Raw genomic sequence first — 23,543 nt, 5'->3', positions numbered from 1 at the left:
AAACGCGTGCTTTCTCACACCATTGAGGACAGCCGCCGGGGGGGAGTTTTGTATGATCACAGCGGCAACCACACGGGCCGTGCAGCGGTTTTTGTCCGATGACGTTTGACCTGGCGACGGCCCGGTCACGCCGCGACAGTTGCGGCCGACGCTCGGTGAACGGGATTTTTGGCGCTGGCGTGTCTGGCCGCAGCAGCCTTGCAGTGCTGGCTGTGTTGCTTGTGTTGGCTATCGCGCCACACAGGAGCCTGGCTCAGCCTTATGCAGAGGGGCCGCTGTTGGATATCGTGGCAGCGATGCCGGAAGGCTCCTGGGCCAAGGTCAACAGCAACCCGTTCTCGGCAGTCTGGACGCCACCCAGTCTGCGCCCGCAATACAACAACGGAAATCCCACGCCGTCAAAAATCATCGGTTCGTGGAGCAGTTTCGCCTGGGACCAGCTTCGGGGAGACTTGATCCTCTACGGCGGGGGCCACGCCAATTACGCAGGCAACGACGTCTACCGCTGGCGGGCCCGCAGCCTGCAATGGGAGCGTGCAGCGCTGCCCAGCGAAACTCTGTACGTGGGTTCCAATACCTGGACTGCGATTGACGGCGCCAATGCGGCTCCTACTTCTGCCCACACTTATGACAACGCGGTCTATCTTCCGGGGATTGATCGCTATCTGAATTTCGGCGGCGCCATCTACAACACCGGCGGCGCCTACACAATGCCGAGTGAAAGCGATCCTGGGGTTTTGCGGCGCACCGGACCCTATCTGTTTGACCCCTCGCGAGCCGACCCCGACAAGGTCGGTGGTACTACCGGTTCCCATGTTCAGCGGGTGGCGCCCTACAGCGAGATCGTCGGCGGTCAGATGTGGGAGAACCGGGATATTTACAAGCATCTTGCCGGTTCGGTGATGCCCCGCTCGCATGTCAATGGCTGTACCGCTGTCAGCAACACGCCAGGGGAGGACAGCGTGGTGTTCATCGGTGCGCGTACCGGCGGTGGCACGGCACTCGACCTTTATCGCTATGCCATTCCCAATCTCGATGACCCCTGGCTGGATCAGATATCCCGGGTCGGTAGGTACTGGTCCAGCCCCTCGGCGCAGACTACCTGTGCCCACGATCCGGTTGCCAATGCCGTCGTGCGCACCGGTAGCAATAGCAGCCCGTTTTATTACTGGGATCTCACGACACCGGGCACCGACAACCGGGAACACCGCGTGGCAGTGACAGGGTCCATAGCAGACCTGGTGGCCCAGCTCAATGGTATTGGCCGCCAGATACGCGATTGCGCGATGGACTATGACCCGGTGGGAACCGATTTCCTGCTGTGGTGTGGTGCCGGGGAGACGTGGCGGATCGTGCCTCCGAGTCCACTGTCGACCGAGGGCTGGGAAGCATTCCTGCAGCCTGCGTCCGGGGAAGTTCCACCCAACTGGGTGGGAACGGGGATCCTGGGAAAATGGAAGTACGCCGCCGGTTTCGACGTCTTCGTCGGTATTGAAAACACCAGCCAGGGCAATGTCTGGGTATACAAGCCAGCTGGATGGGTCGAGCCAGGTGATCCAGGTGACCCGGGTGATCCGGGTGATCCGGGCGATCCGGGTGATCCGGGTGATCCGGGTGAACCTGACAATCAGCCCCCCGAAGTGGCATTGACCAGTCCGGCTGCTGGCACTATCGCGACAGCAGGTGAAGTACTGACGTTGGCCGCAACCGCCACCGACGCTGACGGTTCGGTCTCCTGGGTCAGCTTCCGCGTTGACGGCGAGGTGGTGAGCATGACCAACCAGGCGCCGTACTCGGTGGAGTGGACGGTCAGTGGTACAGGCAGCGTCGAGCTTAGCGCTGAAGCGACGGATGACGAGGGCGCGAAAACGCTGTCCAGTGCCGTGACCCTGCAGATCCAGGCTGAACCTCCGCCCCCGGACGGGGAGTTGGTAACCACAGTGTTGCGGAGGGGGCTGGACGGCTACGCTGGTGTTGCAGACAGCTACCTGTCCAATTACCACAAGTCCACCAGCTTTGGCGGCAGCTCCCGGATGGAATTCGACCGCGACAATTACGTACCGTTGCTGAAGTACGCCGTGTTTGCCTCGGAAGGAGGGCCGGTACCGGATGGTGCGGTAATAGAGTCGGCCCGGCTGAAACTGCACAAGGGTGCCTATGACAATGTGGTGGCACTGCACGCGATGCTGGTGCCCTGGACAGAAAGTCAGGCCAGCTGGAACCGCCCGGCCGCGGGTTCGTCGTGGTCGGTATCGGGTGCGCGAGGAGCTGGCAGCGATTATGCGGAGCAGGCGGATGCGCAGCTCAGCACACCGTTTTCATCAGGCTGGATCGAATTCGATGTGAAGGCCCGTTTGCAAATGGTGTCGGATGGGGCCGCTAATTATGGCTGGCGCCTGCGGCAACTGTCGGGCAACAGCAACCGCAAGCAGTTCCGTTCCAGCGAGTACAGCAGTGACGTAGAGCAACGTCCGACGCTGGAATTGAGTTGGCGTATGCAGAGCGGTGATCCAGGCGATCCGGGCGATCCGGGTGACCCGGGTGATCCGGGCGATCCGGGCGATCCGGGCGATCCGGGCGATCCGGGTGATCCGGGCGATCCGGGCGATCCGGGTGAACCTGACAATCAGCCCCCCGAAGTGGCATTGACCAGTCCGGCTGCTGGCACTATCGCGACAGCAGGTGAAGTACTGACGTTGACCGCAACCGCCACCGACGCTGACGGCTCCGTCTCCCAAGTCAGCTTCCGCGTTGACGGCGAGGTGGTGAGCATGACCAACCAGGCGCCGTACTCGGTGGAGTGGACGGTCAGTGGTACAGGCAGCGTCGAGCTTAGCGCTGAAGCGACGGATGACGAGGGCGCGAAAACGCTGTCCAGTGCCGTGACCCTGCAGATCCAGGCTGAACCTCCGCCCCCGGACGGGGAGTTGGTAACCACAGTGTTGCGGAGGGGGCTGGACGGCTACGCTGGTGTTGCAGACAGCTACCTGTCCAATTACCACAAGTCCACCAGCTTTGGCGGCAGCTCCCGGATGGAATTCGATCGCGACAATTACGTGCCGTTGCTGAAGTACGCCGTGTTTGCCTCGGAAGGAGGGCCGGTACCGGATGGTGCGGTAATAGAGTCGGCCCGGCTGAAACTGCACAAGGGTGCCTATGACAATGTGGTGGCACTGCACGCGATGCTGGTGCCCTGGACAGAAAGTCAGGCCAGCTGGAACCGCCCGGCCGCGGGTTCGTCGTGGTCGGTATCGGGTGCGCGAGGAGCTGGCAGCGATTATGCGGAGCAGGCGGATGCGCAGCTCAGCACACCGTTTTCATCAGGCTGGATCGAATTCGATGTGAAGGCCCGTTTGCAAATGGTGTCGGATGGGGCCGCTAATTATGGCTGGCGCCTGCGGCAACTGTCGGGCAACAGCAACCGCAAGCAGTTCCGTTCCAGCGAGTACAGCAGTGACGTAGAGCAACGTCCGACGCTGGAATTGAGTTGGCGTATGCAGAGCGGTGACCCAGGCGATCCGGGTGACCCGGGTGACCCGGGTGATCCAGGCGATCCAGGTGATCCGGGTGATCCGGGCGATCCGGGCGATCCAGGCGATCCGGGCGATCCAGGCGATCCAGGCGATCCAGGCGATCCAGGCGATCCAGGCGATCCAGGCGATCCGGGTGATCCGGGTGATCCGGGTGATCCGGGCGATCCGGGTGATCCGGGTGATCCGGGCGATCCAGGCGATCCGGGTGATCCGGGTGATCCGGGCGATCCAGGCGATCCGGGTGATCCGGGCGATCCGGGCGATCCGGGCGATCCAGGCGATCCAGGCGATCCAGGCGATCCAGGCGATCCAGGCGATCCAGGCGATCCGGGCGATCCGGGCGATCCAGGCGATCCAGGTGACCCGGGCCCCGGTGTCCCGGACGAGCCCCAGGTGACAGTACTGCAGCGCGGCCTGACGTCTGGCGACGTGGCGGATACCTACCTGTCCCGCTATCACTCAAGCCTCAGCTTTGGTGGCAGCAGCAGGATGGACTTCGACCTTGGCAATTACGCGCCATTGATCCGCTTCGCGACGTTTGTACCGGAGGGAGGTCCGATCCCCCAGGATGCGATCATTGAGTCGGCCACGCTCAGTGTGCACAAGGGCGCGTACGACAATGTCATTGCGCTGCACGCGATGAAAATCAACTGGGTGGAATCAGAAGCCACCTGGAACCAGGCACAAGATGGCGTGAATTGGACGGTGGCAGGGGCTCGCGGGGCAGGCAGTGACTACGAAGCCGAGCCCGATGCGCAGGTGAGTTCCCCCTGGAATTCTGGCTGGGTCAGCTTTGATGTCACTGCACGTCTGCAGGCAGTGGCTACTGGACTGCCCAATTACGGCTGGCGTATGCTGCAACTTTCCGGCAATGGCAACCGCAAAGAGTTACGCTCCAGTGAATACATAACGGATGCGAGTCTGCGGCCCAAACTTAAAATCACCTGGCGTATCGCGGAGGATTAGGCTTTATCAGGTATTCGACTGGTCGCAGAAACAGACCGGCTGGCATTGCCGGCCTGGTGATTGCGGTTGTTCTGCTGGCATCGGCAGGTTCTGGAGCTGTGGCTGCGCCGCGCGCTTTGAGCGATGGCCCCAAGGGTGTGACCTGTGCCAACTACTCTCTCGCGGGACGGCTTGGCTGGCAGCAAAAACTTGGGGACTGGGTCGACCAGGAAGGCGTAATGCATGGCCCCGCGCCGGTCGCTACCGCCAGGTTGGGTAATACGGCCCTCAGCGCGGGTCTCCAACTCGATATCACGAGTCTCGCCAGGGACTGGCTGAACGGTTCGCGCCCGAATACCGGGGTATTGCTCAGATCTCGGGGAGGTCAGGGCATAGTCCGTTTCGACAGCCGGGAAACGGACACCGGCACCGCTCCTGTACTGGAGCTTGAGTGGCGTGGCCGCCCCGCCACGCAACATGCCCCCTGATGGATTCCTCATTGGACTGCTCTACCTTTCGCAGCCTCGGTCAAAGCAAGAACCTGGTTGTTGGCCCCGACAAAAACGCGTTGCTGGTTTTTGATCTGCCCGAAGAAGAGGCCGCTGATCTGACCAGCGCTACCCTGATTCTGGCCCCCAGCCGTTTCTTTGGGCGCTCGATGGAAATAGCAGTATTCAGTACCCAGCCGCCCTGGGCGCAGGAAAACGCGGCGCGCGAAGATGGCCTCGCCAGTCGTTACCCCGGAGACAGGGGCATCGGGGATGACTCCCAGGTACTGTTCCACAGCGGGTTCGAAGAGCGGGACTGGTTGCAGCACTGGCATCAGATGACTCGCGGCGAAATGTCTGTGGTGACAAAGGATGAAGGTAACGCGTTCCAGCCCATCTCCGGCCCCGCCTTGAAAACCACATTGAAGCAGGGCGAGAACATGGCGCTCAATCTGCGCTACCTGTTCGCGAAACATCACGCGGAAGAACCCGAAGAAATCTATTTCCGTTATTACCTGCGCTTCGGTGATAACTGGAGCCCGGACCTGGATGGCGGCAAGCTGCCGGGCCTCGCGGGACCTACGGCAAGGCGGGCTGGGGAATGCGTAAGTCGGATGGCAGCAACGGCTGGTCGGTGAGAGGCGCTTTCTCCACGCGGTTGCCCGGAGCGGGTGACATGCCCGCGCTGACCCCGATTGGCTCCTATGTGTATCACGCCGACATGAAAGGCAATTCCGGCAACCACTGGGGTTGGAACCTCGGCCCCGGCGGATTGTTGGCCAATAATCAATGGTATGCGATAGAGCAGTATCTCAAGCTCAATACACCGGGCAGGCGCGATGGCGTATTCCGGGCCTGGATCAACGGCCACCTGGTGTATGAACGCGACGAGTTGAATTTCCGGGACACGGATGCCCTGCGCATTGAAAGTGTCTGGATGAACATCTACCACGGCGGTGTTCGTCCCGCTCCGCGGGACATGAGTGCCTACCTCGATAACGTCGTCATTGCGCGACAATACATCGGGCCTCTGACCGAGTCGTCTCCTTGAAACGTGGCTTACATGAAGCGTTATCCAAGGTGGCATACCCGCCCAGACGGCGATGGTTGGAACGAGGAACTCTGCAATCGATTTTTAAAACCGTCGGGTTGCTGCTGCTGTTACTGGGTGGCCACACAGCCGCGGCGGATGATGCTCCATCCCATCTGGCGCAGATAGATGCGCTGGCACCGAACCAGGCGACCATCCTCGGCAAGGCGAGTGTCGTTGGCGACATCAATGATGTCGCGCGGAAGTTCGGTTTGCATCGTACCGGTCCACAGGGGAGAGATTATTCCATCAAGATGGTCTGGGCTCCGGAGCTGAAACAGGCACTGTTTACCGGTGCGAACCACGGCTCGCCACATAGACTGAATGACGTCTGGGCATTCGACCTGGCCAAGATGCAGTGGATCCTGTTATACGCCCCGGACCAGCCACGCAGCTACAAGGGTCTGGGCACTGATTCCAGCGACGTCGAATACCGCGACGGCGTGCTGCAAACCCTGCGCGGCGGCCCTGCCATTATCGCCCACACCTGGTGGGGAATTACCTACGACACCAAACGTCGGCAACTGCTGTTTATGAACACCTGGGTGACCGACCAGGATCGTGCCGTGCGTACTATTGGGGCTGATCCACGCGATCGATTCAAAGGCCCGCCGCTGTGGGCCTTTGATCCCCACGACCGCCAATGGTCTTTCATTCATACCTCACGGCCATGGCCGCGCGCCCCCTTTGGTGGCCTGCTCGAATATGTGCCGGCGCTGGATGGTGCGATCTGGCATACCAACAACTGGAAGATGCGCGCCAGTTGGCTGTACCGGGCGGCAGACCAGAAATGGGCCCGGTTCGACAGCGGTACCGACGAAGCTGAATTTCAGCGCCATGCGCCGCCTCCGGAGCAGGTTGCCTATTATGACCCCGACAGGAACATTATCGTCGCCCAGAGTGAACGCAATACCTATCACTTCGACGTTGCGAAACAGCGCTGGCAACGTGTCCTGAGAGCTGAAAGTGACGCGGATCACGTACCGTTCGGGCATGACGCCCGCAGCGTATTTCATCACGACCCCGTCTCCGGCCACGGCCTGCTGCTGGAATTCCGCGGCAATCGCCTGTGGGCCTACAACCCGGACGACGCCAACTGGCAGCAGCTGGAGCCGGACGGAGAACCGATGCCCTCCGGCCGCAAGCGCCTGGCCTACCTGGATGTGGCTCGCGGGGTACTGGTGGTGATTCTCGACAGGTTAGTGTGGGCCTACCGCTATGACGGTGGCCAGCCTGACCCCGCATAGCGCTGACTGCAGGTCACTTTCCGCCAGTCGTCGCAAGCGCGTCTGAGGTTGCAGCCTGCGCCGCCGCGGTAATTGTGCGGCACCAGATCGGGTTCCTGGCGAAGCAGTCTACCTGACTTCTGCCAGGTCTCCTGATTCTCAACTACCAACAAACCCCGGATTCGGCGGCCGGTAACTGCTGTCAGCCCTCACCCTGGCCACTACCGAGCGATGGATCTCTGTCGGAATGCCGGCTATCTGCAGCGGCCGGATCAGCGGTTTGGCGAAGCGGAAAATATGCCGGCGCGAATGGTGTATCGGCGCCCTGGGGCTGGGTTTCAGGGAGGTTGTCAGGTGCGGTTCCAGCGCCAGGCCCGCGGCGCCGGCCTCCTCCAGCATCCATTGCAGGGCATAGTCCGAGGCCAGCCGGCCCTGTTTGTCGGGTGGGTAGCTGCCGCCGATGTCGCCGTGGGCGCCGGCGAACCAGACCTGCCGCAGGTTGAGTCCGGGGCGGGGTTGCCACAGGGTCGGTTCGAAATCCTCCCGCCGTTCGTCGATGGCCAGCGCATGGCGGGCGGTGCGCACATTGTCGCCCAGCTTGGTATCGTAGAACTCGTCCTTGCGGTCCAGCAGGCCCAGCAGCGAGAACGGCACACCCAGGGCACCGACCGTATCCCAGACGCCGATAAAGTGGATATTCCGGTGCTCGTGGCTGTAGGCCCTGCGGAAGCTGACCGATTTGCTGCCGGCGGGCGCGTAGGCGGAGCCCACTCGCTTGTAGTGGTCAAAGGCCCGCTGGATCAGCCGTGCATGGGGCCGCTTGAGGATGCCGCAATTGTTGATCAGCCCGCACAGGGAGCGCACGGTATAGGCCCCGCGGCTGAAACCGAACAGATACAGCCGGGTGTCCGGCGTGTAGTTCTGGACGATGTAGCGATAGGCATCCATGATGTTCTTGTGGATACCACTTCCGGTGGCACCGCCAATCACGCGGCTGTGGTAGGAGCCGATGCCCCAGTCGTAAAACACATGCTGGGGCCGGCCGTCTTCCGCCTTGGGTTGTACGGCGCGTGCCAGGCGCAGCACATTGGTGGGAAAGTCCTTGTCCAGGTCTTCTTCCGGCCGGTTCCAGGTGCCGTCGGCACATACCACCAGATTCTTGCTCACGCAGAGGCCCTCTCCAGGTTGGTGATCTCGATCCAGTATAGCCTATCTTTTTTGTTGCGACGGCCAGCTCGTTGCCACGGCCCGAGTTGTTGCTGTAACGCCGCGGGCAGGGTTTGCACTGGATGAGGTTCGCGCTCTATAGTGAAGCTCAATCCTCCGCGGAGAGTCTGCATGAGCAAGAATGTAACGCAAGAGCGGATCAAGCGCCTGGAGCAACACCTCAAGCAGGAGAACCCGGTTCTGGCGGGCTGCGTCCAGAGTTTCCAGAAACTGGACCGGGTGGCGCGCAAGCTCGGATTGATGGCCCCGAGGATTCCTTCGCTACGCAGGTATCCTGGTGGCCGGTGATCTCGGTCCTGGGCACATTTTCCGCAGGCAAGTCGACTTTCATGAACCAGTACGTCGGCGAGCAGTTGCAGCGTACCGGCAACCAGGCCGTGGACGACAAGTTTACGGTTATCTGCTATGGGGCAGGCGATACCACGACCTCATTGCCGGGGTTGGCGCTGGACAGCGACCCGCGGTTTCCGTTCTACCAGATCAGCCGCGATATCGAGAACGTGGCGGCGGGCGAAGGACGCCGGGTGGACTCCTACCTGCAGTTGAAGACGGTGCAGGCGGAGTCGCTGCGGGGCAAGATATTCATCGACTCGCCGGGCTTTGACGCCGACCTGCAGCGCAATTCCACGCTGTTGATTACCGACCATATTATCGACCTGTCGGATCTGGTACTGGTGTTTTTTGATGCCCGCCATCCCGAGCCCGGGGCGATGCTCGATACCCTGAAGCACCTGGTGGGCAATACCGTGCAGCGGCCGGATTCCACCAAATTCCTGTATATCCTGAACCAGATCGACAACACCGCGCGCGAAGACAACCCGGAAGAAGTGGTCGCGGCCTGGCAGCGGGCGCTGGCCCAGCAGGGCCTGACCGCGGGCCGCTTCTACCGGATCTATGCCCGGGACGTGGCATTGCCGGTGGAGGACACCCAATTACGTGAGCGCCTGGAGCGCAAGCGGGACGAGGACCTCGACGCCATCGAGGCGCGCATTCGCCAGGTCGAGGTGGAGCGGGCCTACCGGGTCGTGGGTGTCCTGGAGAAAACCGCCCGGCAGATCCGCGATGTGCTGGTGCCCCGGCTGGCCGATGCCAGGCGCCGCTGGCGCCGCCGCACATTCTGGCTCAGCGGTTCGGTATTCGCAGTGCTGGTGGGGCTGCTGCTGTGGTGGAGCTGGCAGGGCGGACACTGGCAGGGCTTCTACCTGATGCCCTTTGCCCGGCTGGAGCTGGAATTGCAGATTGCCGTGGCGGCGATTGCCGCAGTGTTTGTCTTGTTCCTGCACGGCAAACTGCGGCAACTGGCGGGCCACAGTGTGCTGCGCGGCTTGCAACACAGCGATCTCCCCGAGCGGGACCGCACTGCCCTGCAGCGGGCCTTTACCTGGAACGTGAAGGCCTGGTGGAGCTCACTGGCCAGCGCCGCGCCGCGTGGCTGGGGGCTGTTCCAACGGCGCAAGCTGGAAAATGTGCTGGCGGAGGCCGATGACTTTGTGCAATCGCTGAACGACCAGTACGCCAGCCCCTCGGGTCGGGAACAGCCTTAGACCAGCCCTGGCAAGACGGGGCCCCGAATCGTTCGCGGGCCCCGGGAGTAGTTAGGCCGCGGCGCTTTGCTCCAGCTTGCCGGCGCGCTGGTTGTCATGTTCCAGCACGTCGCTGCCGGCATTGATGTCAATGCGGCGCGGCTTCATGGCTTCCGGTACTTCCTTGACCAGACGGATGGTCAACAGCCCGTTTTCCAACTCGGCGCCGTTGACTTCCACATGCTCGGCCAGGTTGAATTTGCGCTCGAAGGCCCTGTTCGCGATGCCGCGGTACAGGTAGTCGCGCTTGTCTTCCTCGCCTTTTTTCCCGCTGACGGTCAGCACGCCGCCCTCGACCTGAATATCCAGTTCCGGGCGTTCGAACCCGGCCACGGCCAGCGTGATGGCATAGCGGGTATCATCCAGCGCTTCGATGTTGTAGGGCGGGTACCCCGCACTGTGCGCTTCGTTGCGGAATGCGCTGTCGAGCATGGATGCCAGCCGATCGAAGCCTACGCTATTGCGATACAGCGGTGTGAGATCAATTGTATTCATGACATATCCTCCATTAGAGCAACACGAAACAAAAACAATCAGTGGCCGGGCCGCTCCCGGCGGGACGCAACCCGGTAGTGGGAAATATAGGTACGCGGCAACGGATTTCAAGACCCCGGGGCGCCGTTTTTGTGCACTTTTCCAGGCCCGGCAGTGGCGCCCCCGTGGGGGTACAGGTGAGCCTGGCGGCGCACCCAGATGGGGTGCGGAGAGCGGCTTGTGCCCGTGAATGGCCCGTGCCGGGCCCTGTTTCGGTGCGCTCTGCGCGGGTGCCCCCGGCCCGGGAGTCTGTGGCGCCTTCTCTATCAAGTATATCCGGCGGCTCCTTGCGGGATTTCAGGGTATGTTTGCCGCCAATGATGTAGTTGGCCCGCTAATTGCTGTAACCATGCCGACGACATACTCCGGAGAGTCTTCTTGTCGGACCAACAAGCCTTTGATGCCCTGTGGCTACTGCTGGCAGCAGTGCTGGTGCTGGTCATGCAGGGCGGGTTTCTGTGCCTGGAGTCGGGCCTGACCCGGAGCAAGAACGCGATCAATGTCGCATTGAAGAATGCCCTGGACCTGCTGGTGACCAGCGCCCTGTTCTGGCTGGTGGGCTTCAGCCTGATGTTTGGTGCCCACGCCGGACTGGAGCTGGATCTCGGCCTGGTGGCGGCGGACTTTAGCCGGCGCGAGTTCTGGGATGCCTGTTTCTTCTTCTTTCAACTGACCTTCTGTGCCACCGCCGCAACCATTGTCTCCGGTGCGATTGCCGAGCGCAGCCGGTTCGCCACCTACATCCTGTTGACGGCGCTGATCGCCGTGGTGATCTACCCGGTATTTGGCCACCTGGCTTGGGGCGGCGCGCTGGGCGGGCCGCCGGGCTGGCTGGCGGCGCGCGGCTTCGTGGATTTTGCCGGCAGTACGGTGGTGCACAGCCTCGGCGGCTGGGTGTCGCTGGCAGCGATCATTGTGATTGGCCCGCGCCAGGGCCGCTTCGTCGAGGGACAGCCGCAGTCCATACCCGGCAGCAATCTGCCCTTTGCCATGCTGGGCATGATGTTTTTCATCATTGGCTGGATCGGCTTCAATGGCGGCAGTACGCTGGCCTTCTCCCAGGCCATCCCCGGCATTATTGTCAACACCCTGATGGCCGCCGCGGCCGGCGGTATTACCGGGATGTTGCTGGGCCACTACCAGCCGGTGGGCAATATGACTTCCCAGATCACCATCAACGGTACCCTGGCGGGGCTGGTGGCGATCACCGCGGGCTGTCACGCGGTATCCACCCCGCAGGCGGTAGTGATCGGTGCGATCGGCGCGCTCTGCATGCGCGGCACCGAACTTCTGTTGCTGCGGTTGCAGCTGGACGACGCCATCGGAGCGACTCCGGTGCACCTGGGCGCGGGTATCTGGGGCACATTGGCGGTCGCCCTGTTCGGCGATCCGCTGCTGCTGGGCACCGGCCTGGGCCGGGGTGCGCAGCTGCTGGTGCAGTTGCAGGGAGTGTTGATCTGCGCCGCCTGGGCCTTCAGCCTGGCATTGCTGTTCCTGTTGGTGATGCGTCGTTTTATTCCGTTGCGGGTCACGGCCGAAGCCGAGCAGGAGGGGCTCAACAGTTCCGAGCACGGCGCCTCCACCGAACTGACCCAGTTGCTGCAGGCCATGAATGAACAGGAGCTCAGTGGTGATACGGAGCGCCGGGTGCCGGTGGAGCCGTTTACCGAGGTGGGGCAGATCGCGTTCAAGTACAACCAGGTCATGGCCAAACTGAACCGCATGATTGCCCGCACCCGGCTGATCCTGCGGGATATGCACGACGGCGTCATCACCTTCAGTGAGCTGGGCATCATCACCAGTGTGAACCCCGGTGCGGAGCAGATTTTTGGCCGCCGTGAGCCCCACCTGGTCGGCCACCCGGTAGGGGTATTGCTGCACCCGGATTGCGGCGAGCGCTACCCCAACCAGCCGCTGGACACCCTGCTGACCCTGCTCGCCGCCAGCCACAACGAGGGGCCCCACGAGTTGAGCGGGCGCACTGGCTCCGGCGCTGTGGTGCCGATTGAAGTGATTACGGCGGCCAGTCCGTTAGAGGATGGGGTGCAGTACAGCGCGGTGGTGCGCGACATCACCGAGCGCCGGCGCATGGAGGATCAGCTGCAGCGGCACTCGGAACTGGCGCAGGTCACGCTGGAGGCCATTACCGAGGCGGTGATCACCTGTGATGCGCAGCTCAATACCGTCTACCTCAATCCGGTGGCGCGGCAATTGACCGGCTGGAGCAGTGGCAGCGCCTTCGGCCAGCCCCTCGAACGGGTTATCCGGCTGAAGAATGCGGAGGGTGACAATGTCTCAGTGGCCATGCTCTGCCGCGACAGCAAGCCCGCGGGGGAATACCAGCAGCTGAGTCTGCTCAGCAGAAACAGACAGCCGGCGCTGGTGCAGTTGAACTGCGCGCCGCTGCGCGATGCCGCGGGTGGCAGCCGGGGCTGGGTCGTCGCGATGCAGGATATTACCCGCAATAGCGAATTGCAGGCCAAGCTCACCTTCCAGGCGGCGCACGATGCCCTCACCGGCCTGATCAACCGGCGCGAGTTCGAGCGGCGGCTGGAGCAGCTCGTTCTTGCGGCGCGTACCGACGGCGGCGAGCACCTGATCTGCTACCTGGACCTGGATCAGTTCAAGATTGTCAACGACACCTGCGGCCACCGCGCCGGCGACATCCTGCTGCGCCGGCTTGCCCAGGAGCTGAAGGCACTGTTGCGGCAGAACGATACCTTCGCCCGCCTGGGTGGCGATGAGTTCGGCATCCTGCTGGCCAACTGCCCGGTGGAGCGCGGTCGCGGGATCGCCGAGCAGCTGCGCAGTGCGGTGCGCGAATTCCGCTTTAGCTGGGAGGGACAGGTGTTTTCCGTCGGAGTCAGTATCGGCCTGGTGCCGTTCGGCAAGGACTGCGCCTCGCTGGACGAACTGCTCAGCGTCGCCGACTCGGCCTGTTACGCAGCCAAGGATGCCGGCCGCAACCGGGTGCACCTGTACGTGACGGACGACGCCGAACTGAATCAGCGCAAGGGGCAGATGCAGTGGGCGGCGCAGATTCAGGCGGCCATAGATGGCGACCGCCTGCGCCTGTACTACCAGAGCATCGAAGCGCTGGAGCCGGCACCGGGACAGAGTCCCCATATCGAGATTTTTGTGCGTCTGCTGGACGAGCGCAATCAGCTGGTGCTGCCGGGCGCCTTTGTACCAGCGGCTGAGCGCTACGACCTGATGCCGCAGATTGACCAGTGGGTGATCCGCAATACCCTGGGCTGGCTGGGCGACCGCCTGCATTCACAGAACAGTCCCATCCACTGCGCCATCAATCTGTCGGGGGTCTCCATCGGCAGCGAGGAATGTCTGGAACTGATCAAGTCCGCGATCGAGCGGCACCGGATCCCGGCCCACTATCTCTGCTTTGAGATTACCGAGACCGCAGCCATGAATGACCCGGAGGCAGCGCAGACTTTCATCGCCGAGCTGCGGCGGCTGGGCTGCCGGTTTGCGCTGGACGATTTTGGCAGTGGCCTGTCGTCCTTCGGCTACCTGAAGAAACTGGAGGTCGACTACGTCAAGATCGACGGCATCTTCATTCGCGACATGGCCGGCTGCGAGATCGACCAGGCCATGGTGGCCTCGATCAACAACATCGCCCACATCATGGGCCTGCACACCATCGCCGAGTGTGTCGAGGACCACAAGACCCTGGGCCTGCTGCGCCAGATAGGGATCGACTATGTGCAGGGCTACCTGCTCAGTGAACCGGCCCCGCTGGAGCAGCTGGGACGGATCAAGGTGATGCCGCGCTGACCGGCGCGCTGATCCGCCCAGTTGCCCGCATCGGCAGGCCAGCGCGAGGCTACAACCGGTGGCGGATACCGCCGCGGCCAGTCCAGGCCAGCAGCACCAGGCCGCTCAACAGCAACCATAGGGTCAGCGGCGCGGGCACCTGGCCCGGTCCGCCGATGGCCTGGCCGCTGGCCAGCAGTTCGAACGCGCTGCTGCCCAGAAGCTGGTGGGCGGCGGTGGTCGGGTGCATCTGATCCCAGAACAGATAGCTGTCGGCACCGGCACAGCTGAACTCGGTCGGCAGGTTCCCGGGCCCGGCCTCTTCCACGTAGCGGCAGCCTTCGGTGGTATTGCTGAAGCCCGCTGCAGCCGGGTTGGCCAGGATGGAGTTGAACAGGCCAAACACATCGAAATAGAAGATCGAGGCGCTATTGTTGGTACCGAGGTCGAGCAGACGCTGTTCCAGCCCGGTATTCCAGTAGGTGGTGAGCGCTGTTGCGATGGGCGCGTTGGCCGAGCCCGCCAGTTGCGGGATGCTGCCGAGATCGGGAAGGTTGGGTACCAGCAGCGTATTGGCGCCGCTGTCGACCAGCCCGGTGAGCATTCCCAGCAGTGCATCAAGCCGGGCCTCGATCGCCAGCAATGGATTGACGTCGCCCGCCAGCGCCAGCAGGTCGTTGCCACCGGCCCAGGCGATGTAGAGCGCGTCCGGATCAGAAATACCGCCACTGGCACTGTTGTACTGGGCATGCTGGGTCAGCATCCCGGCCGACAGGCCGACAGCGTCATTCACCTGCGCGCCGGCGTGGGCATAACTGTTGCCGCCGCCGTTAGAGTGGCTGGCACGCGCCACGCTCAGGGTGTCGGCCAGGTATTCGTGCCAGAGCGGGCCGTTGCTGAAGCGGTCGTTGGGGCCATAGCCCACCGTTGCGGCGACGGGGGCGAGATCGCCATCCGGATACAGACTGGCGAGATTCCCCGTATCGGAGAGACTGTCACCGAAAGTATAGATGTCGCTGTAGGTGGGCAGGGCCAGCGCGGAGGTGCTGGCCAGGGTGAGAGCGAGCACAAGACCGAATGCCCGGGACATCGCGTAGTGGAGGCTTGCAGGCATGGTGGATTCCTCATCTGTTTTTTTATGGGCGGCAACGGGATTCTGCCGGTATGGCCGATGCGCCATTCCGGACCAAGTTGGCGTCGTCAACTCAATGCGAGATTAGCAGCAATTTCCAAGCCAATTTATAAGCCGCTGATTTCACTGGTGATTGATGGTCGGCTGTCAGCGGGCTGTAAAAAAAACCGACAAGCCGGGAATGGGGTCAGGGCATGGGATCAGGTCTTGCCACTGGCATAGGGCATAGGCCGCCATAATTGCAGCATCGCGACTCGCGGCTTTATTTGCGTAGTGCTCGATAGGTTTGGGAGGGGCCCGGCGCTGGCTGACAGGAATCTCACTCACTGGCCGGCCGGCTCAGCTGGCCATCCAGGACGGGAAGGGCAGTTTGTGCCGCATCAGGAAGTCTGGGTTGAACAGTTTGCTATGGTAGCGGCTGCCGGCATCGCAAAGTATCGTCACGATGGTGTGTCCCGGACCCAGTTCCCGCGCCATGGCCACGGCCCCGGCGATATTGATGCCCGAGGAGCCGCCCACAGAGATCCCCTCGTGCTTGAGCAGGTTGAAAATGTACGGCAGGGCGGTGTCGTCGTCCACCTGGTAACTGAAATCCGGCGTCACACCATCCAGGTTGCCCGGCATGAAGGATACGCCGATGCCCTCGACTATGGAGTTGCCTTCGCCGCGTAGCGGGCCACCATTGAAATGGCTGTACAGCGCCGAGCCCATCGGGTCTGCCAGGCCAATCTTCACTCCGGGCTTGCATTCGCGCAGCGCCGCTGCAACCCCGGCCAGGGTGCCCCCGGTACCCACAGCGCAGATAAAGCCGTCCACATGACCCCCGGTCTGGGCCCAGATCTCCCGACCTGTGGTTTCATAGTGGACCCGTCGGTTGGCGGGATTGTCGAACTGGCGTGCCCAGGTGGCGCCGTTGGGTTCAGTACTGGCCCGGCCCCGGGCCACACTCTCGGCGGTATGGATGTAGTGCTGGGGGCTGTCGTAAGGAGCCGAAGGCACCAGGATCAGGTCCGCTCCCAGCATTTCGAGCTGGTCGATCTTTTCCTGGCTGGCAGTCTGTGGCATAACGATAACCGATTGGTAGCCCAGGGCGTTGGCCACCAGTGTCAGCCCGATGCCGGTGTTGCCCACTGTGCCCTCCACGACCACACCACCAGGGTGGAGCTCTCCCGCCGCCTCCGCGGCGCGAATAATGCCCAGCGCGGTACGGTCCTTCACCGATCCGCCAGGGTTCATGAATTCCGCCTTGCCGTAGATTTGGCAACCGGTTAGCTTGGATACTTCCCGCAAGTACAGCAGGGGAGTGTTGCCGATGAGGTCGAGGATTCGTGGTTTGTCGGGCATCGGTCGCTCCTGGGCTGATCGATTGTAGTCACGGGTGAAGCCACTGTTGCGACATGATTTTGTGCGAGCGACCGCTGGACCGTTCGCGCGGACTGATCGGTTTCGGTGGCACAACTTCCAGACTCCCTACATAGTCTAGCAGTCTCTCGTTCATTGCGGTGTCCCGCAGCAGAGTCCTTCGAGGTATCACACGTTTCCTGTAAAAAACGACACGTCGGGCGCGGGATGTGAGGTGGTTTATGCGCCCCGGCGCGGGCTATACTGCAGCGGGAACGGCAGGAATGGCAGACAAGAATGAACAAGAGCCAGGACGATCGGGGGCTGCGTGATCAGGATCTGCGCATCGTTCCGGTGCTCGCCGGCGGGGGCGGCCGGCTATCGGCACACATCGGGGTACTGCAGGCCATTGCGGAGCTGGGGCTGAGCTACCGGACGCTGGTGGGCGTGTCCGGCGGCAGTATCGTCGGCGCCTTGCTGGCGGCAGGTTATTCAGTGCCGGATATCCGGCGGATCGCCCAGGACACCGATTTCTCGCGTTTTTCCGCCCAGAATCTGATATCGCTGCTGCGCACCGGCGGCCTGTCCAACGGCAACAGCTTCGAAACCTGGGTGGATGAGCTGGTCGATGGCAAGACCTTTGCCGAGCTGGAGCTGGACTATCATGTGGTGGCGACCGACGTGCGCACCGGCCAGCCGGTGGTGTTCAGCCGCCACAGCCACCCGGCCACCCGGGTGTCGCAGGCGGTGCGCTTTTCCATGTCAGTACCTATTCTGTTCAGCTTCAAAGAGCACGGTGCGCACCTGCTGGTGGATGGCAGCATCCTCTCGGAGGAAGCCCTGCAGCGCAACTGGTCCGGCGACGGGACGCCGGTAGTGGTGTTCAAACTGCGCAGCACCACCCCTGGCCGCCGGCCGCCGAAACCTTCCGTGCTGCCATTGCGCGGCTATCTGGAGATGTTGGTGCGCACCTTCATGACTACCATCTCCCGCGAATACATCAACGAGGAATTCTGGCTCTCGACGATCGTGATCGAAACCGGCGACACGTCCCCTTTCGACATGCGTCTCAGCCCGGAGCAGAAAGACCAGTTGTATACGGCCGGTTTTGAGATAACCACCGAGGTGTTGCCGGTCAAACTGGCCAGGCGTAGCCGTCAGCTATAGTCGTCAGGCATAGCGATAGCCGGCGCGGCCGGACTGGCGGATTTTGATGACAAGCGTGCCTTGACCGGTGGTGGGCCTGGCGGCACCATCGCTGCATGAGATTCGCGCTTCTTTTCATTGCACTGCTTGCCCCGTGCCTCGTCGCTGTTCCGGCGCGCGCGCTGACGCTGGCGCCTTGCCACCTGGCGGCCGCACAGTCACCACAGCGTATCAGTGCCCAGTGCGGCCGTTTCGAGGTTGCCGAAGACCGGGACGCGCCGGGCGGCCGGTTCCTGTCGCTGGCGGTGGCGGTACTGCCCGCCACCACGCACAGGCGGGCGGCGGATCCGCTGGTGTTCATTACCGGCGGTCCCGGCCAGTCGGCGCTGGAAAGTTATGTGCTGGCCCATCGGGCATTTGCGCGCATCAACCGGCACCGGGATATCGTATTGCTGGATCAGCGCGGCACCGGCGACTCCAATCCCCTGCATTGTCCCCTGCCCGACGACTGGCAAGCGGCGGCCCTGAGTTCACAGGCGCAGCGGGAGCTGGCGCTGGAATGCCTGCAGGCACTGCCCGGGGATCCGCGCTTTTATACCACCAGCGTGGCAATCAGGGATCTCGCCGAGCTGCTCACGGCGCTGGACTATGAACGGGTCAACCTGTACGGGATCTCCTACGGTTCCCGGGTTGCCCAGGCGTTTGCCCGGGCCTGGCCCGAGCGCACCCGCTCGGTAATACTCGACGGCGTGGTACCGCTGGATCGAGCGCTGGGGCCCGACATCTCGCTGGATGCGCAGCGGGCGCTGGACATGATGTTCCGGCGCTGTGCCGGGGATCGGGCCTGCCGCGAGCGTTTCCCCCGCCTGGCCGGGGATTTCCGGCAGCTGCAGCGAGGCCTGCGCGAAGCGCCGGTGACACTGACGCTGGCGGATCCGGCGACGGCCGAGTTGAGCGAACACACGTTTACCGAGGACTGGCTGCGCGGCGTGGTGCGCATGTTCAGCTACGCGCCCGGCACCGTCGCGCTGCTGCCTCTGCTGATCGATCGCGCGGTGCAGGAGGGAGACTTCGCGCCACTGGCGGCGCAGGCAGTGCTGTTGAGCCGGCAGCTTGAGGACGCGCTGGCGGCCGGCATGCACAATGCAGTGGTCTGTACCGAGGACCTGCCCTTTATTGCCGCCGCCGGCGACGATGTCGATGACCGCGCTGATACCGGCGAGGATACCTACCTGGGCGTGGGCATGCTGGAGAGCCTGCGGGCGGCGTGTTCGGTCTGGCCCAGGGGCGAACTGGACAGCGGTTTCCGCGCGCCCTGGCGCAGCGCGATCCCGACCCTGATCCTGTCCGGCGAGGCGGATCCGGTGACGCCGCCGGACAACGGCGAGCACCTGCTGCGCAGTCTCGACGAGGCGCTGCACGTGGTGGGGCCGGGGCAGGGGCACGGCATGTACGCCCGTGGCTGTACGCCGCGCATCATGGAGGACTTTATCGCCAGCGCCAGTATTGCCGGGCTTGAGGTGGACTGTATCCAGCGGCTGCGGCCCGCGCCGTTCTTCCTCAGCTTCACCGGCCCCACGCCGTGATCGAAGTCGAGGCCCTGGGCAAGCGTTTTGGCAACGTCACTGCGGTCGACGGTGTCAGTTTCAGCGCGGCGGATGCGCGCATCACCGGCCTGCTGGGACCGAATGGAGCGGGCAAATCCACCACCTTGCGCACGCTCTACACCGTGGTAAAGCCCGACAGCGGCGCGGCGCGGGTCGATGGCCATGACGTCTGCGCGGCGCCGCTGCAGGTCAGGCGCTGCCTGGGGGTACTGCCCCACGGAGCGGGCCTGTATCCCCGCCTGAGCGCGCGCGAGAACATCGCCTACTTCGGCAAGCTGGCGGGATTGCGCGGACAGGAACTGCAGCGCCGCATCGACACCCTGGTGGACATGCTGGAGATGGCGGAATTCCAGCATCGCCGGGCCAAGGGTTATTCCCAGGGGCAACGGATCAAGACCGCGCTGGCCCGGGCTCTGGTGCACAGCCCGAAGAACATCGTGCTGGACGAGCCCACCAACGGCCTGGACGTGATGGCGACCCGGGCGCTGCGGGAACTGATCCGGCGCCTGCGCCAGGAAGGGCACTGTGTGCTGTTTTCCAGCCACGTGATGCAGGAGGTGGCCGCGCTCTGTGATGACATCATCATCATTGCCCGCGGCCAGGTGGTCGCCAGTGGCTCACCCGATGCCCTGCGGGCACAGTTTCAGGAGCAGGATCTGGAAGAGGTGTTTGTCCGCGCGATCCAGCCACTGGAGGCAAAGCCGTGAATGGTGCCTGGATAGTCTTCCTGAAGGAAATGCTGGACAACCTGCGTGACCGGCGCACCGTGCTGTCATCATTCATCATGGGTCCCATCCTGGGTCCCGCGATCTTCGCCGTCGCGATGACGGCGCTGGTGACGATCACTACCGGCGAACTGGAGCGGCCGCTGGAGCTGCCGGTGATCGGCGCCGAGCACGCGCCCGGATTGGTGGCGTGGCTGCGGCAGCGGGAGGTCGAGATCCAGCAGCCGCCCGAGGACCCCGAGCAGGCGGTGCGGGAGGGCAATCATCAGGTGGTACTGGTGATACCGGAAGGCTACGCCGAGGAGTTCCGCGCCGGTACTCCCGCCACGCTGCAACTGGTGGTCGACGAATCCAACCGCAAGGCCCAGACCAATATCCGCCGTGCCCACAACCTGCTGGACGCCTACAGCACCAGTGTGGGACGCCTGCGATTGCTCGCCCGCGGGGTGGACCCGCGCCTGGTCGACGCGGTAGCGATCGCCACCATCGACGTCGCCTCGCGGGAGGCGCGCGCGGCAATGATCCTCGGCATGCTGCCCTATCTCATCGTGATTTCCATGCTGATGGGGGGCTTCTACCTGGCCATTGATACCACGGCGGGCGAGCGCGAGCGCGGTTCGCTGGAGGCACTGCTGACAATGCCGTTGACCCGCAGCGCACTGATGACAGGCAAGCTCGCGGCCACCTTCGTGTTTTCAGTGATGGCCCTGGTACTGGCATTGCTCGCGTTCTACCTGGTGATTCCCAGGATGCCGCTGCACGAGATCGGCATGGCAATCAACTTCAGCCCGCGCATGGCGCTGGACATCCTGCTGATCAACCTGCCGCTGGCGCTGTTCGGCGCCGCCCTGCTGACTGTGGTCGCAGCCTTCACCCGCAGCTTCAAGGAGGCGCAGACCTGGCTGTCGCTGGTGCTGTTGCTGCCGATGATCCCCACCTTCGTGATCCTGATCCTGCCATTCCAGACCGAGTTGTGGATGATGCTCGTACCCAGCCTGAGCCAGGGCGCACTGGTCAACGAAATAATCCGGGGCGAATCCCTGGGCCTGCTGCACTTCGCGGTCTCGGCACTGACCACCCTCGGCTACGGCCTCGGCCTCGGCGCGCTGGCCGCGCGGCTCTACGGCCGGGAGGCGATGCTGGGTTGAAGGTGGAGCGCCATGCCCGCCGGCACGGGGCCTGCGGCGACATTGGTGGTTTGGCCCTGTAGCGGTATATAATCCCGCCTCTTTTTCATGTCCCGCAGTCCGTAATCGATGGCGTTCTGGCAGCCCCGATCCGTGTTACAACTCGTTCTGGTCGGTTTTTTCGCCGCGCTGGCACCACTGTGTGTGGCGATCCTGTTTTCGGTGCAGGCGTTGGAAGAGCTGGCCACCAGCGACCGTGAAGTGACCCGCAGGGTAATGGAGGCGACCCGCCTGGGTCAGGAGATACAGGCCGAAGCGCTGGAGATGGAGCGTCACGCGCGTCAATATCTTGCATTGTCCGATCCCGAACTGGCCACGCTGTTCGAGAGCGAGCGGCTGTCGCTGGGTGAGAAGCTGTTCGGCCTGCAGGCCCGGGTGGCCCAGCCCGGCAAGGATCTGGTCGCGCTGCTGCAGGCGGTGAGAACGGTGGATCTGGCGGGCGCACGCGCCATGGCGACGGAGGATGGTGATCTGGGCCGGGCGGCGGCACTGTTGAACCAATCCTTCGCCGCCATCACTGAGCACCGGCGGGGTGTGCAGCAGTGGCTGACCTCCTCGGTTGACCAGTTGCTGGAGGAAAACGCGGCCGAGGCGGGTTCGATTGTCGACGGCCTGGTTATCCAGCTATCGTTTCTGGTGTTTGCCACCCTGGCTCTGCTGGTCTCCTTCAGCTACTGGATCAACAAACCGGTACAGGATCTGACTGAGGAAATTCACCGTCTGGGCACGGCTGGCCTGAGCCATACTATCGAGATTTCCGGACCACAGGAGATGGCGGCACTGGGCGAAAAGCTGGAATGGCTGCGGCAGCGGCTGCATGAAACCGATCAACAGAAGGCGCAATTTCTGCGCCATATCTCCCACGAACTGAAAACGCCGCTGTCCAGTCTGCGCGAGGGCACGGACCTGCTGGCAGAGCAGGTGACCGGCAGGCTGTCCCAACAGCAGCAGTCAGTGGTGGAAATCGTGCGCCAGAACGGGATCGAGCTGCAGCGCCTGATCGAAAGCCTGTTGGACTACAACCAGCTGCCGGGGCAGGAATTGAACATTGAGGAATTCGACATGTCCGAGCTCTGGCGGGAGCTGCTGGACAACTACCGGATCAGCATTGAGCAAAAAGCCCTGCAGCTGGAAACCCGTGGCACCGTGGACAGCTGGGTGGCGGATCGCGGCAAACTTAAATCGGCGTTGGACAACCTGTTGTCCAACGCAGTCAATTATACCCCGGAGAGCGGCAGCATTGATATTGTCTGGCAGGGGGAAGGTGATAGTCTGGCGATCGAGGTGGCCAATACCGGTAGCCCGATTCCCGAGGAGGACAGCGATCGCGTGTTCGAGCCATTCTTTCAGAGCGTCGCCAAACGCAGCGGCCCGATCAAGGGTTCCGGCATCGGCCTCAGTGTTGCCCGTGAATGTATAGAGGCGCAGGGTGGCAGCCTGGCGCTGATAACCCATTCGCAGTTCCCCGTCTGTTTCCGGCTGCTATGTCCCGCGCACTGATCACGCCGCTGGTGCTGGCCCTTGCGGTGACGGCCTGCCTCAGTCCAGTGCCCGCTCCAATCGAGCCGCCAACGCCGCCGACACCGGTCGAAGTGGCGGAGGCATCCGATGCCCCGCTAACGCACTGGCTCGACCTGCAAGCGGCCGTGTCAGAGATGAGCGCCGAGCAGGTCGATACCGCTCTGGCGTCGATGCCCAAAACCGTGGTGGCGGACCAGCTGTTCTATTTTGGCCTGCTCCACCAGCAATCCCAGACCTACAATGGCTGGATGCAGGCGCGGGACGTATTCAGGCAGCTGAGCCAGGATGAAGGGCTGTCCGGGCAGTTGAGGCAGTTGGCGGGCATTCTGGAGGCCTACAATCAGAGCAGAATCAATGCGCACCAGCGCTATGCGCAGCTGCAGCAGCAGATCGATGAGCTCGAACAACAAAAACAATTGCTGGATCAGAAGATCCAGGCGATCACCGATCTGGAGGCGGCCATGAGTACCCGCAAGGAGCAGTAATC

Annotated in this window: 18 protein-coding genes; 14 read left to right on the top strand and 4 right to left on the bottom strand. The window is 63.0% G+C overall.

Annotated features, from left to right (window positions below; all coding sequences use genetic code 11):
• Nucleotides 1–98: 98 nt before the first annotated feature.
• The 5 genes from G3T16_RS20915 to G3T16_RS04055 all read left to right on the top strand — a co-directional run bounded on the left by G3T16_RS20915 (nt 99) and on the right by G3T16_RS04055 (nt 7,303).
• Nucleotides 99–4,499 carry a DNRLRE domain-containing protein gene (locus tag G3T16_RS20915; RefSeq protein ID WP_197911881.1) on the top strand — a complete coding sequence of 1,467 codons (4,401 nt, stop codon included), beginning with the start codon at nt 99–101 and terminating at the stop codon, nt 4,497–4,499.
• A gap of 98 nt (nt 4,500–4,597) precedes the next feature.
• The gene (locus G3T16_RS04070) at nt 4,598–4,966 is read left to right on the top strand and encodes a DNRLRE domain-containing protein (protein ID WP_163493942.1); all 369 of its coding nucleotides are present in this window, start codon (nt 4,598–4,600) and stop codon (nt 4,964–4,966) included.
• Nucleotides 4,966–5,604, top strand: a complete 639-nt coding sequence (locus G3T16_RS04065; protein ID WP_163493941.1) for a hypothetical protein — start codon at nt 4,966–4,968, stop codon at nt 5,602–5,604. The genes G3T16_RS04070 and G3T16_RS04065 overlap by 1 nt, the downstream gene beginning before the upstream one ends.
• On the top strand, nt 5,568–6,017 hold the full coding sequence (locus G3T16_RS04060) for a polysaccharide lyase (RefSeq protein ID WP_163493940.1): 450 nt from the start codon (nt 5,568–5,570) through the stop codon (nt 6,015–6,017). The genes G3T16_RS04065 and G3T16_RS04060 overlap by 37 nt, the downstream gene beginning before the upstream one ends.
• 56 nt (nt 6,018–6,073) lie before the next feature.
• The gene (locus G3T16_RS04055) at nt 6,074–7,303 is read left to right on the top strand and encodes a kelch repeat-containing protein (protein WP_163493939.1); all 1,230 of its coding nucleotides are present in this window, start codon (nt 6,074–6,076) and stop codon (nt 7,301–7,303) included.
• Between the two features lie 138 nt (nt 7,304–7,441).
• On the opposite strand, the gene G3T16_RS04050 is transcribed toward G3T16_RS04055, so the two are convergent.
• On the bottom strand, nt 7,442–8,449 hold the full coding sequence (locus tag G3T16_RS04050) for a DUF2235 domain-containing protein (RefSeq protein ID WP_163493938.1): 1,008 nt from the start codon (nt 8,447–8,449) through the stop codon (nt 7,442–7,444).
• Nucleotides 8,450–8,620: 171 nt separating this feature from the next.
• On the opposite strand from G3T16_RS04050, the gene G3T16_RS20910 reads away from it, so the two are divergent.
• Together G3T16_RS20910 and G3T16_RS04045 are read left to right on the top strand one after the other, a co-directional pair.
• The gene (locus G3T16_RS20910) at nt 8,621–8,797 is read left to right on the top strand and encodes a hypothetical protein (protein WP_197911880.1); all 177 of its coding nucleotides are present in this window, start codon (nt 8,621–8,623) and stop codon (nt 8,795–8,797) included.
• Nucleotides 8,794–10,053 (top strand): dynamin family protein, encoded by a 1,260-nt coding sequence (locus G3T16_RS04045; RefSeq protein WP_197911879.1) that lies wholly within the window; start codon nt 8,794–8,796, stop codon nt 10,051–10,053. Before G3T16_RS20910 ends, G3T16_RS04045 begins: the two co-directional genes overlap by 4 nt.
• 51 nt (nt 10,054–10,104) lie before the next feature.
• Here the strand turns inward: G3T16_RS04045 and G3T16_RS04040 are convergent, their stop codons facing one another.
• On the bottom strand, nt 10,105–10,587 hold the full coding sequence (locus G3T16_RS04040) for an Hsp20 family protein (protein WP_163493937.1): 483 nt from the start codon (nt 10,585–10,587) through the stop codon (nt 10,105–10,107).
• Between the two features lie 417 nt (nt 10,588–11,004).
• On the opposite strand from G3T16_RS04040, the gene amt reads away from it, so the two are divergent.
• Nucleotides 11,005–14,418, top strand: coding sequence for an ammonium transporter (gene amt / locus G3T16_RS04035; protein ID WP_163493936.1), 3,414 nt, complete (start codon nt 11,005–11,007; stop codon nt 14,416–14,418).
• A gap of 49 nt (nt 14,419–14,467) precedes the next feature.
• Here the strand turns inward: amt and G3T16_RS04030 are convergent, their stop codons facing one another.
• Both G3T16_RS04030 and G3T16_RS04025 read right to left on the bottom strand, forming a co-directional pair.
• A complete protein-coding gene (locus G3T16_RS04030; RefSeq protein WP_163493935.1) occupies nt 14,468–15,511 on the bottom strand; it encodes an SGNH/GDSL hydrolase family protein in 1,044 nt (347 codons plus the stop codon).
• Between the two features lie 357 nt (nt 15,512–15,868).
• The gene (locus G3T16_RS04025; protein WP_163493934.1) at nt 15,869–16,873 is read right to left on the bottom strand and encodes a cysteine synthase A; all 1,005 of its coding nucleotides are present in this window, start codon (nt 16,871–16,873) and stop codon (nt 15,869–15,871) included.
• Between the two features lie 294 nt (nt 16,874–17,167).
• Between G3T16_RS04025 and G3T16_RS04020 the strand changes: the two genes are divergently transcribed.
• From G3T16_RS04020 to G3T16_RS03995, 6 genes are all read left to right on the top strand, one after another.
• Nucleotides 17,168–18,037 carry a patatin-like phospholipase family protein gene (locus G3T16_RS04020; RefSeq protein ID WP_163493933.1) on the top strand — a complete coding sequence of 290 codons (870 nt, stop codon included), beginning with the start codon at nt 17,168–17,170 and terminating at the stop codon, nt 18,035–18,037.
• Nucleotides 18,038–18,132: 95 nt separating this feature from the next.
• On the top strand, nt 18,133–19,602 hold the full coding sequence (locus G3T16_RS04015; RefSeq protein WP_163493932.1) for an alpha/beta hydrolase: 1,470 nt from the start codon (nt 18,133–18,135) through the stop codon (nt 19,600–19,602).
• On the top strand, nt 19,599–20,330 hold the full coding sequence (locus G3T16_RS04010; RefSeq protein WP_163493931.1) for an ABC transporter ATP-binding protein: 732 nt from the start codon (nt 19,599–19,601) through the stop codon (nt 20,328–20,330). Before G3T16_RS04015 ends, G3T16_RS04010 begins: the two co-directional genes overlap by 4 nt.
• Nucleotides 20,327–21,496, top strand: coding sequence for an ABC transporter permease (locus tag G3T16_RS04005; RefSeq protein WP_163493930.1), 1,170 nt, complete (start codon nt 20,327–20,329; stop codon nt 21,494–21,496). The genes G3T16_RS04010 and G3T16_RS04005 overlap by 4 nt, the downstream gene beginning before the upstream one ends.
• Nucleotides 21,497–21,628: 132 nt before the next feature.
• The gene (locus G3T16_RS04000; protein WP_163493929.1) at nt 21,629–23,035 is read left to right on the top strand and encodes a sensor histidine kinase; all 1,407 of its coding nucleotides are present in this window, start codon (nt 21,629–21,631) and stop codon (nt 23,033–23,035) included.
• A complete protein-coding gene (locus G3T16_RS03995; protein ID WP_163493928.1) occupies nt 23,020–23,541 on the top strand; it encodes a hypothetical protein in 522 nt (173 codons plus the stop codon). Before G3T16_RS04000 ends, G3T16_RS03995 begins: the two co-directional genes overlap by 16 nt.
• The last annotated feature ends 2 nt before the right edge of the window (nt 23,542–23,543 follow it).

Source organism: Kineobactrum salinum (assembly GCF_010669285.1).
Classification (GTDB): Bacteria; Pseudomonadota; Gammaproteobacteria; order Pseudomonadales; family Halieaceae; genus Kineobactrum; species Kineobactrum salinum.
Note: the sequence above shows the minus strand (reverse complement) of the source record. Positions and strands in the feature narration are given on the sequence as shown.